The 12,101-nt window shown below is 73.1% G+C and carries 10 protein-coding genes and 1 tRNA gene; 9 read left to right on the forward strand and 2 right to left on the reverse strand.

Annotated features, from left to right (window positions below; genetic code table 11):
* Positions 1-51 precede the first annotated feature (51 nt).
* Positions 52-1,521 carry a leucyl aminopeptidase gene (locus tag MHY49_RS06265; RefSeq protein ID WP_239203209.1) on the reverse strand — a complete coding sequence of 490 codons (1,470 nt, stop codon included), beginning with the start codon at positions 1,519-1,521 and terminating at the stop codon, positions 52-54.
* Between the two features lie 110 nt (positions 1,522-1,631).
* Between MHY49_RS06265 and MHY49_RS06270 the strand changes: the two genes are divergently transcribed.
* The 9 genes from MHY49_RS06270 (at position 1,632) to MHY49_RS06310 (ending at position 11,891) form a co-directional block, all read left to right on the forward strand.
* Positions 1,632-1,994 (forward strand): hypothetical protein, encoded by a 363-nt coding sequence (locus MHY49_RS06270; protein WP_239203210.1) that lies wholly within the window; start codon positions 1,632-1,634, stop codon positions 1,992-1,994.
* On the forward strand, positions 1,991-2,545 hold the full coding sequence (locus MHY49_RS06275) for a hypothetical protein (RefSeq protein ID WP_239203211.1): 555 nt from the start codon (positions 1,991-1,993) through the stop codon (positions 2,543-2,545). Before MHY49_RS06270 ends, MHY49_RS06275 begins: the two co-directional genes overlap by 4 nt.
* Before the next feature lie 71 nt (positions 2,546-2,616).
* Positions 2,617-3,714 carry a quinone-dependent dihydroorotate dehydrogenase gene (locus tag MHY49_RS06280; RefSeq protein WP_370646019.1) on the forward strand — a complete coding sequence of 366 codons (1,098 nt, stop codon included), beginning with the start codon at positions 2,617-2,619 and terminating at the stop codon, positions 3,712-3,714.
* Positions 3,715-3,787: 73 nt separating this feature from the next.
* On the forward strand, positions 3,788-5,164 hold the full coding sequence (locus MHY49_RS06285) for a replication-associated recombination protein A (protein ID WP_228358411.1): 1,377 nt from the start codon (positions 3,788-3,790) through the stop codon (positions 5,162-5,164).
* A 131-nt stretch (positions 5,165-5,295) separates the two neighbouring features.
* On the forward strand, positions 5,296-5,922 hold the full coding sequence (gene rpsD / locus MHY49_RS06290) for a 30S ribosomal protein S4 (RefSeq protein ID WP_228358412.1): 627 nt from the start codon (positions 5,296-5,298) through the stop codon (positions 5,920-5,922).
* Between the two features lie 188 nt (positions 5,923-6,110).
* Positions 6,111-8,810 (forward strand): alanine--tRNA ligase, encoded by a 2,700-nt coding sequence (gene alaS, locus MHY49_RS06295; RefSeq protein WP_239203212.1) that lies wholly within the window; start codon positions 6,111-6,113, stop codon positions 8,808-8,810.
* Positions 8,810-9,322 carry a Holliday junction resolvase RuvX gene (ruvX, locus tag MHY49_RS06300; RefSeq protein WP_239203213.1) on the forward strand — a complete coding sequence of 171 codons (513 nt, stop codon included), beginning with the start codon at positions 8,810-8,812 and terminating at the stop codon, positions 9,320-9,322. The genes alaS and ruvX overlap by 1 nt, the downstream gene beginning before the upstream one ends.
* A complete protein-coding gene (mltG, locus tag MHY49_RS06305) occupies positions 9,319-11,019 on the forward strand; it encodes an endolytic transglycosylase MltG (protein WP_239203214.1) in 1,701 nt (566 codons plus the stop codon). Before ruvX ends, mltG begins: the two co-directional genes overlap by 4 nt.
* Positions 11,016-11,891: a shikimate dehydrogenase gene (locus tag MHY49_RS06310; RefSeq protein WP_239203215.1), complete on the forward strand. Its 876-nt coding sequence runs from the start codon at positions 11,016-11,018 to the stop codon at positions 11,889-11,891. Before mltG ends, MHY49_RS06310 begins: the two co-directional genes overlap by 4 nt.
* Before the next feature lie 112 nt (positions 11,892-12,003).
* Here the strand turns inward: MHY49_RS06310 and MHY49_RS06315 are convergent.
* Positions 12,004-12,089: transfer RNA gene (locus tag MHY49_RS06315), tRNA-Leu, on the reverse strand.
* Positions 12,090-12,101: the final 12 nt, after the last annotated feature.

Genomic DNA, 12,101 nt, shown 5'->3' on the forward strand with positions numbered 1-12,101 from the left:
GCCGGATTCGCCGGGGCGGGGTCAGCCGGGCGGCGTCAGCCGGGGCGGGGATCAGCGGGCGCGCGCCTCGAGCACCGCGAGCACGGTCCGCACGCTCATGCCGGTCGCACCCTTGCCCATGTACCCCTGCGGGGAGTCGGCGAAGCCGGGGCCGGCGATGTCCAGGTGGGCCCACGGCGTGCCGCCCACGAACTCGCGCAGGAAGATGCCCGCGGTGAGCGCGCCGCCGGCGCGGCCGGCACCGATGTTTCGGAGGTCCGCGACGCGGCCGTCGATCCCCGCTCGCAGCTCCTCGGGGAAGGGCAGCGGCCAGAACGGCTCGCCGGCGGCGTCGGCGGCGGCGAGCACCTCCGTGCGCGCCTCGTCCGTGCCCATGACGGCGGCGGTGCGGTCGCCGAGCGCGACCACGGCCGCGCCCGTGAGGGTGGCGACGTCCATCACCAGGTCGGGCTGCTCGGCGACGGCGTCGACGAGGGCGTCGGCCATCACCATGCGGCCCTCGGCGTCGGTGTTGAGGACCTCGACGGTGCGGCCGTTGCGCATGGTCACCACGTCGCCGGGACGCTGGGCGCCGCCGCCGGGCATGTTCTCGGCGATGGCGAGGAAGGCCGTGACCTTCACGGGCAGGTTCAGGCGCGCCGCGCCGACGGCGGCGGCGAGGACGGTCGCCGCGCCGGTCATGTCGGACGTCATGTCGTCCATCCCGGGACCGGGCTTCAGCGAGATGCCGCCGGTGTCGAAGGTGATGCCCTTGCCCACGAGCGCCACGTGGCCCGTCGCCCCCTCGGGTGCGTACCGGACGCGCACGAGCCGCGGCGGGCGGGCCGAGCCCTGGCCCACGCCGACGATCCCGCCGTAGCCGCCGTCGGCGAGCTGCTCCTCGTCGAGCACCGTGACCTCGAGCGGGAGCCCCTCGGCGATCTCGCCCACCCGCCGCGCGAAGGACTCGGGGTAGAGCAGGTTCGGGGGAGTGTTGACGAGGTCGCGGGTCACGTTGACCACGTCGGCGAGGATCCCGGCGCGCTCGGAGGCGGCCGCCGCGCCGTCGCCGGCCGTGCTCTCGTCGGCGACGAGCACGATCTCCTGCAGGGGCGCGGTCGCCGAGGACGCGTCCGACTTGTGCGCGGTGAAGGAGTACGCGCCGAGGGCCGCTCCCTCGGCAGCGGCGGCGAGCTGCTCGCCCGTCCCGCCCGGCACGGCCACGGCCGCGCTGCCCACGCCGGTCAGCGAGCGGGTCGCGCCGCCGAGGGCGCGCCGCAGGTCCACGGCGTCGGCGTCATCGAGGCTCCCCCGGCCCAGGCCCGCGAGGAGCACCGTGGAGGCGGCGACGCCCTCGGGGGCGGGAAGTCGGGTGAGCTCGTCCTGCGCGCCGGAGGCGCCGACGGCGGCGAGCACGGGGGAGAGCTCGGGGAGACCGAGGACGGCAGGGCCCGCGCCCTCCTCGCCCGAGAGGACGGGGAGGATCAGGACGTCGGCCGTGACGGACTGAACTGTGCTGGGGGATGTGGTGATGGAGACCATTCCTCTATCGTATGCGGAGGTCCGCGGCCCTTCGACCGGTCGGCGCCCGGACCTCGTATCCGTCGGCGGCAGGCGATCGCGCACCATGCGATCGCGGAACAGGGGTGGGCGTGGGCGTGCTCGCCGTCGCGGTGTACGCGCTCTCCGGCCTCACCGCCGCACTGGCCCTGCTGTACGTCGCCAAGTCGCTCGCCGCGGACTTCCTGCTGCTCGCCGGCCCCGCAGCGATCATGCTCGTCTGGCTGATCGAGGGTCTGGTGTGGGCCTACAGGGACATGACTCTCGGCCCCGCGCCGGATCGGATCACCCTGTACGGCTACCTGCTGACCGGTCTCGTGATGCCGCTGGGGGCCGCCTGGCTGGGAGCGACCGAGCGCACCCGCTGGGGCAGCGCCGGGATCGCCCTGGCCGCGATCACCCAGCTCGTCCTGCAGATGCGTCTGCCCCAGATCTGGCCCGGAGGCCCCGCATGAGTCCCGATCCCACGTCCACAGGACCCACGTCCGCCACCCCCGACCCCGCCGGCAGCGCGCGCGGCGCGGGACCGGAGAGCCCAGCCCCGACCCGCCGGGACGCCGTCGACCCCACGGGGTCGGTGCGCCGGCGCGAACGGGGCTTCGCGACGCTGCTCATCGTCGTCTACGGGATCCTCGCCCTCGCGGCGACCGGCCGCGCGACCTACGAGCTCGCCACGAAGTTCACCGAGGCGCCCCTGCCGTACGCCCTCTCGCTGGTCTCGGCCCTCACGTACGTCGTGGTGACAGTGCTTCTGGTCCGACGGGGCGCGCGCTCCCGCGCCGCGCTCTGGGTGTGCGGGATCGAGCTGGTCGGCATCCTCGTGGTCGGCTCGCTGACGACCTTCGCCCCGGGCCTCTTCGAGGTCTCGACGGTCTGGTCGCACTTCGGATCGGGCTACGGGTTCGTGCCGCTGCTGCTGCCGGTGGTCGCGATCGTCTACCTGCTCGTGCACCGCCGCGCCGCCGCGCGCGGGACGTCCGACGCAGGACGTACGGTGAGCGCGTGACCTCCTCGACCCCGGACCCCCGCTCCCGCACGTCGGCCCGCCCCGTCCCGACCGGCACGCCGCCCCGCGCCGTGCGCCCCTACGCGGTGCTCTTCGACCACGTGCTGACGCGCATGGACCCCGAGCGCGCGCACCGCCTCACCGTGCAGGCGCTGCGGCTCGCGCAGGCGATCCCCGGCGGCCATCTCGCGCTGCGCACCCTGTTCGGGACCCCGCGCCCCCTGGGACGCGGTCACGCCCCCGTGCGCGCGCTCGGCCACGAGCACCCGACGCCCTTCGGGCTCGCCGCGGGCTTCGACAAGGATGCCGAGGTCCCGCTCGGCCTGCTGGACCTGGGCTTCGGACACGTCGAGGTCGGCACCGTCACGGCGAAGCCGCAGCCGGGCAATCCGCGCCCGCGCTCCTTCCGCCTGCTCGCGGACCGCGCGCTGGTCAACCGCATGGGATTCAACAACCACGGGGCGGCAGCCGCCGCCAAGCGCCTCGCCCTGGTGCGCCGCACGGAGCGCGGGCAGCGCGCCGTGATCGGCGTGAACATCGGCAAGACCAAGGCGACGCTGCTCGCCGACGCGGCAGAGGACTACCGCTTCAGCGCCCGCACCCTCGCGCCCTACGCCTCGTACCTCGCGATCAACGTGTCCAGCCCCAACACGCCGGGGCTGCGCGACCTGCAGTCGACCGATGCGCTGCGCCCGATCCTCGCCGCGGTGCTCGAGGAGGCCGGCGCCGTGGGCTCGCGGCTCGGCCGGGACGTGCCCGTGCTCGTGAAGATCGCCCCCGATCTGCACGACGAGGACGTGCGCGCCGTCGCCGCCCTCGCGCGGGACCTTGGCCTCGCGGGCGTGATCGCGACCAACACGACCATCGACCGGCCTCGGGACCTGCGCACGGCCCGTCACCGGATCGAGCGCATCGGCGCCGGGGGGCTCTCGGGGCCCGTCCTCGCCCACCGCTCGCGGGAGGTCCTCGCGATCCTCCGCGAGCAGCTGCCCGAGGAGATGACGATCATCAGCTGCGGAGGCGTCGTCACCGCCGAGGATGTCCAGGAGCGGCTCGACGCCGGCGCCGACCTGGTCCAGGGCTACACGTCCCTCATCTACGAGGGCCCGGCCTGGCCCGGGCGGATCGGCCGCGCACTCGGACGCGGGCGCCGGGGCCGCCGCGCCTGACCCCTCGGCGCTCGACGGCCGAAGCCCTGCAGCGCGGAGCAGACCAGCATCCTGGAGAGAAGGGAGCGGAGCGATGGAGGAGGACCTCTTCACGCTCTCGGGCGATGCGCCCGCACCGCGCACGCTCTCCGAGGGCAACCGGGACCACCGTGCACCACTCGCCGTGCGCATGCGCCCGCGCAGCCTCGAGGAGGTCGTGGGACAGCACAAGGTGCTCGATCCCGGCAGTCCGCTTCGGCGGCTCGTCGCGGCCGACGACGCCCGCACCGCCCCCGCCTCGGTGATCCTCTGGGGGCCGCCCGGCACCGGCAAGACCACCCTCGCCTACGTCGTCGCGACCTCCGGCGACCGCGAGTTCGTCGAGGTCAGCGCCGTGCTCGCGGGCGTCAAAGAACTCCGTGAGGTGATCGACCGGGCGCGCTCGCGCCTGCGCACCACGGGACGCGAGACCGTCCTGTTCGTCGACGAGGTGCACCGCTTCTCGAAGTCCCAGCAGGACGCCCTGCTGCCGAGCGTCGAGAACCGCTGGGTCACCCTCATCGCCGCGACCACGGAGAATCCCTTCTTCTCCGTGATCTCGCCGCTGCTGTCCCGCTCGATCGTGCTGACCCTCGAGTCGCTCGCGACGGAGGACCTCGAGGAGCTCGTCGAGCGCGCCCTCACCGACGAGCGCGGGCTCGGCGGCGAGATCACGCTGACCGACGAGGCCCGCTCGGCCCTGCTCCGCCTGGGCGGGGGCGACGCCCGCAAGATCCTCACCTCCCTGGAGGCGGCGGCCGGGGCGGCCCTCATGAAGGGCGCCCACGAGGTCGACGCCGACACCCTCGCCCAGGCGGTCGATCGCGCCGCCCTGCGCTACGACCGCGACGGCGACCAGCACTACGACGTCACCAGCGCCTTCATCAAGTCCATGCGCGGCTCGGACCCCGACGCCGCGCTGCACTACCTGGCGCGGATGATCGAGGCGGGTGAGGACCCCCGCTTCATCGCCCGGCGGGTCGTGATCGCCGCGAGCGAGGAGGTCGGCATGGCCGACCCCCAGGCCCTGCAGGTCGCCGTCGCGGCGATGCAGGCGGTCCAGATGCTCGGCATGCCCGAGGGACGCATCCCCCTCGCCCAGGCCGTCGTGCACATCGCGACCGCTCCGAAGTCCAACCGCTCCTACCAGGCGCTCGACGCCGCGATCGCCGACGTGCGGGCGGGGAAGGGCGCCTCGGTCCCCGCGCACCTGCGCGACGCCCACTACGGGGGAGCGAAGTCGCTGGGCCACGGCGAGGGCTACCGGTACGCGCACGACGCCCCGCACGGCGTGGCGCGTCAGCAGTACCTGCCCGACGACCTGGCCGACGCCCACTACTACGAGCCGACCGCGCGCGGGGCGGAGGGCCAGATCGCCCGCAGCCTCCCCGAGCTGCGACGCATCGTGCGCGGCGAGGAGCCCTCCTCGTGACCGACTCCACAGCTCTCAGGGCGTGACATCGGCGCAGGTGAGTTGAGGGCGGGTCGGGGCGCGGATAGACTCGGCTGCTGAATCCGCGGCTGCCTTACTGGATTCACACCACGCGAACAGAGGTATACCTCGTGACCAACGTCACCCGCGCGCGTCGCCAGGCGCGCCTGTCCCGAGCCCTCGGGCTCCCGCTGACCCCGAAGTCCGTCAAGTACTTCGAGAAGCGCCCGTACCCCCCGGGCGAGCACGGCCGTGCTCGCCGCCGCACCGAGTCCGACTACGCGGTGCGTCTGAAGGAGAAGCAGCGTCTGCGCGCTCAGTACGCGCTGCGCGAGAAGCAGCTGCACCGCATCTACCTCGATGCGCGCAAGGAGGCCGGCCTGACCGGTGAGAGCATGGTCGAGCTGCTCGAGATGCGCCTGGACGCGCTCGTCCTGCGCTCCGGCTTCGCCCGCACCATCCTGCAGGCCCGCCAGGCAGTCACCCACCGCCACATCCTCGTGGACGGCAAGATCGTGGACCGCCCCTCCTACCGCGTGAAGGTCGGGCAGACCATCCAGGTCAAGCCGCGCTCGCAGGCCGTCGAGGGCTTCCAGATCGCCGCCGAGGGGGGCAACAGCGACGTCCTCGCCACCACGCCCTCCTACCTGTCGGTCGAGCTGGACCAGCTCAAGTCGAAGCTCGTGGCGCGCCCCAAGCGCTCCGAGGTCCCCGTGACCTGCGAGGTCCAGATGGTCGTCGAGTACTACGCTCGCTGACCCTTCGCGACGACGTCGTCCCGGGCGGGCCCAGGCCCGTCCGGAACGTGCCCCGGCAGGTGTGCTTCACGTACCCTGACCGGGGCTTCGTCGTCCTCGGGCAGACTCCCGACGATCCTGCCCGCGCGACATCCCGCGCCCCACGCCCATCCCGCCCCCGCGGCGGCCCAGGAAGGACCCCGACCTCCATGCGCACCTCCGAGATCCATCGCCGCTGGCTCGACTTCTTCGCGAAGAAGCAGCACGAGGTCGTGCCCAGCGCATCGCTGGTCTCCTCCGACCCGTCGATCCTCTTCACGATCGCCGGCATGGTCCCCTTCATCCCGTACATCGTCGGGACCGAGAAGGCCCCGTACGCGCGGGCCGTGAGCGTGCAGAAGTGCATCCGCACCAACGACATCGAGAACGTCGGGCGCACCACCCGCCACGGCACCTTCTTCCAGATGGCCGGGAACTTCTCCTTCGGCGACTACTTCAAGAAGGGCGCGATCGACTTCTCCTGGGAGCTGCTGACCGGCGCGCAGGACGAGGGCGGGTACGGGCTGGATCCCGAGCGCCTGTGGATCACCCTCTGGGAGGAGGACCAGGAGTCCTTCGACCACCTGGTGGAGGTCATCGGCTTCCCCGCCGAGCGCATCGTGCGCCTGCCGTGGGAGGAGAGCTGCTGGGACACCGGACAGCCCGGCCCGGCGGGATCCACGGGGGAGTGGCACTACGATCGCGGCCCCGAGTTCGGCCCCGACGCGCCGCACGGCGTCCTGCCCGAGTGGCCCGGATCCCCGGAGGCCGAGGACCGCTACATCGAGATCTGGAACCTGGTCTTCGACCAGTTCCTGCGCGGCGAGGGCAAGGGCAAGGACTACCCGCTGCTGGGCGAGCTCGACCAGAAGTCGATCGACACGGGGCTCGGCGTCGAGCGCCTCGCGTACATCCTGCAGGGCAGGAACAACATGTACGAGATCGATCAGGTCTTCCCCGTCATCGAGAAGGCGCAGGAGCTCTCGGGGCGCGTCTACGGCGCGGACGACGAGGACGACGTGCGCCTGCGCGTGGTCGCCGACCACGTGCGCAGCGCCCTCATGCTCGTGGCCGACGGCGTGAAGCCCGGCAACGAGGGCCGCGGCTACGTGCTGCGCCGCCTCATCCGCCGCGCGGTCCGCTCGATGCGCCTGCTCGGGTACGACGACCCCTCGATGCCGGCTCTGCTGCCGGTCTCCAAGGAGGTCATGAAGGAGTCCTACCCGCAGCTGGAGAGCGACTTCTCGCGCATCAGCGACGTCGTCTACGCGGAGGAGGAGGCGTTCCGCCGCACCCTCGCCTCGGGCACCACGATCTTCGATCAGCTGGTGGGCGGGGTCCGCGAGCAGGGCGGCCGCAGCATCGCGGGCGAGGACGCCTTCCGCCTGCACGACACCTTCGGCTTCCCCATCGACCTGACGCTCGAGATGGCGCAGGAGGTGGGCCTCAACGTGGATGAGGAGGGCTTCCGCTCGGCCATGTCCGAGCAGCGCGAGCGCGCCCGCGCCGACGCCGCGGCGAAGAAGACCGGCCACACCGACACCGCGCTCTACAACCGGCTCCTCGGCCAGCGCGGCGAGGCCGTGCCCTTCCTCGGGTACACCGAGTCCTCGGTCGCGACCACCCTCGAGTCCGTCCTGGTCGACGGGGCGCTCGTCGACACCGTCCAGGCCCCGGCCGACGTCGAGGTCGTGCTCGCCTCCACGCCGTTCTACGCGGAGATGGGCGGCCAGCTCGCCGATCAGGGACGCATCGCCCTCACCGGCGGCGGCATCATCGAGGTCGACGACGTGCAGGCGCCCGTCAAGGGCCTGCCCGTGCACCGCGGCCGCCTCGTCGAGGGCGAGGCGCACCCCGGGGAGAGCGCGATCGCGACGATCGACCTCGAGCGCCGCGGGGCGATCGCCCGCGCGCACACCGCGACGCACATGGTCCACCAGGCGCTGCGTGAGGAGCTCGGCGAGGGCGCGACCCAGGCCGGCTCCGAGAACTCGCCCGGGCGGATGCGCTTCGACTTCCGCTTCGGCCAGGCCGTGCCGAAGTCCAGCCTCGAGGAGGTCGAGGGCCGCGTGAACACTCTGCTGCAGCAGGAGCTCGAGGTCACCGACGCCCAGATGCCCATCGACGAGGCGAAGGCGCTGGGCGCCCAGGCCCTGTTCGGCGAGAAGTACGGCGACATCGTGCGCGTGGTCTCGATCGGCGGCGACTGGTCGCGAGAGCTCTGCGGCGGCACGCACGTGCCCACGACCGGTGCCCTGGGCTCCGTGAACCTGGTCGGGGAGTCCTCGATCGGCTCGGGCGTGCGCCGCGTGGACGCGCTCGTGGGCCTGAACGCCTACCGACACCAGGCCAAGGAGAAGGCGCTGGTCTCCCAGCTCTCGGAGATCATGAACGTCGGCGCCGACGACCTGCCCGAGCGCGTCCGCTCGCTGACCCAGCGCCTGCGGGAGACCGAGAAGCAGCTCGCCGCCATGCGCGGCGCCCAGCTGCAGGCCGAGGCCGGGCGGCTCGTGGAGAGCGCCCGCACCATCGGCGGCACCCGCGTGCTCCTGCACGACGCGGGGGAGGGCATCGCCGCGGGCGACCTGCGCACCCTGGTCCAGGATCTGCGCAACCGCCTCGGCGAGGACTCCCCGGCCGTGGTCGCGGTCGTCGGGGCCGACGGGGCGAAGGCCGCGCTCGTGGTCGCGACGAACGCCGCCGCGCGCGAGGCCGGACGACGCGCCGGAGCGCTGCTGAAGGCCGGCGCGGAGGCGATGGGCGGCCGCGGCGGCGGCAAGGACGACATGGCCCAGGGCGGGGGCGGCGATCCGCAGCGCACCTCGCAGGCTCTGGACGCGATCGCCGCCGCGCTGGGCGCCGACGCCTGATGCCCGAGGATCCGCAGGAGACCCCCCGGCGGTTCGTCCGGCTCGGGGTCGACGTCGGAGACGTGCGGGTGGGCCTCGCCCGGAGCGATCTGGACGGGCTGCTCGCCACGCCCGTCGAGACCCTGCCGCGGGACGGCGCGGTCGCGAGCGTCGTGTCGCAGGCCCGCGAGCTCGAGGCCCGTGCCATCATGGTCGGGCTTCCGCGCTCGCTGAGCGGGCAGGAGGGGCCGGCCGCCGCGAAGGCGCGCGCTTTCGCGGACGAGCTCGCCGATGCCCTGCAGGCGCAGGGCGTCGAGGCCGAGATCCGCTTCGTCGACGAGCGTCTGACGACGGTCACGGCGCACCAGGCTCTCCATCGCTCCGGACGGAAGGGCCGCCGGCACAGGTCCGTCGTGGATCAGGTGGCGGCGGTGATGATCCTGCAGCAGGCGCTGGAGGTCGAGCGCAGCACGGGGCGCGCCCCCGGCGAGCTGCTCGAGACCGCGCCGGACACCGAGGGAGAGGGCCGATGAGCGAGGACGACCGCGAGGCGCCGGACCAGCCCTCGGGCTCACGGCACGTGCGTCGGCCGCGCCCTCATGGTCGGCGCGCCCGCCGGATCGATCCCGCCGCCGAGCCGGGTGCGGATCCCGCCGCCGAGCCCGGCGCCCCGAGCGCCGGCGCCGTCCCGGCGCGATCGGACGAACAGCGGCGCGCGCTCGAGGAGGCCCGTCACGCGCTCCGCGTGCGCCGGGGCGAGGACACAGCCCCGGCCGCCCCCGCCGAGGCCGGGTCCTCGACCCCGGCCGACACCGACCTCCCGCGCACCCATCGCGCAGCCGTCCCCCAGTCGGGATCCGAGCCCGCGCCCGAGCCGCCGCCCGCGCCGCAGCCGCAGGAGCTGGGGCCCGCGGACGCGCACGAGAGTGCCGACCACCGGCCCGAGCCCGAGGCCGAGACCGAGCCCCACCCCGAGTCCTTCCACCCCGCAGTGCACGGGGCCCGAACCGACGTGGTCGACGAGGTCGACGACCACGACGACCACGAGCGCGTCGACGCCATCCGCGAGGACGACGAGGAGGTCGTCGACGACGAGCGCGACGACGAGGACGATGCCCACCCCTTCGCCGGCTTCGAGCACGAGCAGAAGCGCCGCTCGCCCCTGCACATCCTGCCGATCCTGCTGGTGCTCGTGGTCGTCCTGGCCGTGGGAGCCGGCGCGGTGTACGGCTACTCCTGGCTGCGCGGGAACGTGAACGTGGACCAGGCGCAGGACGACGACTACACGGGCACGGGAAGCGACGAGGAGGTCGTCATCGAGATCGCCGAGGGCGACACCGGGTCCGACATCGCCTCGACCCTCGTGGACAAGGGAGTCATCAAGTCCGCACCGCCCTTCGTGCGCCTGTTCGGCACCAGCCAGGAGGCCAGCAAGATCCAGCCGGGCTCGTACCGGGTGAACACGAAGATGTCCTCGGCCTCGGCGCTCGAGGCGCTCCTGGACCCGTCCAGCCAGACCGGCCTGCGCGTCACCATCCCCGAGGGGATGCGCATGAAGGACATCTTCGAGCGGATCTCCAAGACCACCGGCATCCCGGAGAAGGACTTCGAGAAGGCCGCCAAGAACTACACCGATTACGGGATCCCGAAGAACAGGGCGAACAGCCCCGAGGGATACCTGTGGCCGGGTCGCTACGACATCCCCGAGGACGCCTCCGCGGGCGACGTCCTCACCATGATGTGGGAGCGGATGGAGACCGAGCTCGACGACCTCGGCGTCGCCCCCGAGGACCGCGAGAAGGTGCTCACCCTCGCGTCGATCGCCGAGAAGGAGGCGCGCGACCCCGACGACTACGGCCGTGTGGTGCGCACTCTCGAGAACCGCCTCGACGGGGCGGGCGATGCCCATGGCAAGCCCATGAAGCTGCAGCTCGACTCGACGGTCGCCTACTTCTCGGGCAGCGATTCGATCTCCACGACCCCCAAGCAGCGCGAGACCGACAGTCCGTACAACACCTACCTGCACGAGGGACTGCCGGTCGGCCCGATCTCGAACCCCGGGAAGGCGACCCTCGAGGCGGCGGCCGATCCGCCCCAGGGCGAGTGGCTGTACTGGGTGACCGTCGACACCAGCACGGGCGAGACGAAGTTCGCCGACACCTACGCCGAGCACGAGAAGAACGTGGCCGAGTGGAAGAAGCGGGCGGCGACGAAGGACGCGGACGGATGAGCGCGCCCGAGCACGGGCCCCGACGCTTCGCCGTGGTCGGCTCGCCGATCGCTCACTCGCTCTCGCCGGTGCTCCACACGGCCGCCTACCGCGCGCTGGGCATCGAGGACGCGCAGTACGGCCGCTTCGAGGTCCCCTCCGGGCAGCTGCAGGCCTTCCTGAGCACCGAGGAGGGCGCGCGCCTGCAGGGGCTGAGCGTGACCATGCCCGGCAAGGTCGAGGCGCACGATCTCGCGTCCTCGCGCGACACCACGGCCCGGATGCTGGGGATCGCGAACACGCTCGTGCGCACCCCGGCCGGCGCGTGGCGAGCGGAGAACCACGACGTCCACGGGATCGTCGCGGCCCTCGGTGACCACTCCCTGAGCGCCTGCCGCACGGTGGGCGTCCTGGGATCCGGGGCGACGGCCGTCTCGGCGCTCGCGGCGGCCTCCCGCCTCGGCGCCTCCGAGGTGCTGCTCACGGCCCGCAGCCCCGAGAAGCTCGCGCCGCTGCGCGCCCTCGCCCGCGACCTCGGCATGGACAGCCGTGAGGTGCCCTTCTCCCGCAGCAGGGAGGTGCTCGGAGCCGATGCGGCGATCAGCGCCCTCGCGATCGACGGCGCCCGGCGCGTCGCCGAGGACTGGCGGAGGCAGGGCGTCGACTCCGTGCCGCCGGTGTTCCTCGACGCGCTCTACGACCCCTGGCCGGCTCCGCTCGCCGCGGTCGTGGCCGAGCACGGGGGAGAGGTCGCCAGCGGGCTCGAGATGCTCGTGCACCAGGCGGACATGCAGCTGCGCTCGATGCTGGGGATCCCCGGAGCGCCTCTGGAGGCGATGCGCGAGGCCGCGCGGAACGCGCTCGCACAGCAGGCAGGTCCCGCGCAGTCCTGAGCAGTCCGGATCCGACGCAGGTCGCCGCGGACGCTCGACGGCCCTCGAGGATCCGACCCCGCGCACGGCGAAGGCCCCCGATCTGCAGTGCAGATCAGGGGCCTTCGGTGGGTGTCCGAGGGGGGACTTGAACCCCCACGACCTAATACGGCCACTAGCACCTCAAGCTAGCGCGTCTACCAATTCCGCCACCCGGACAGGTGGTCACCG

It is taken from the genome of Brachybacterium sp. ACRRE (assembly GCF_022346485.1).
Classification (GTDB): domain Bacteria; phylum Actinomycetota; class Actinomycetes; order Actinomycetales; family Dermabacteraceae; genus Brachybacterium; species Brachybacterium halotolerans.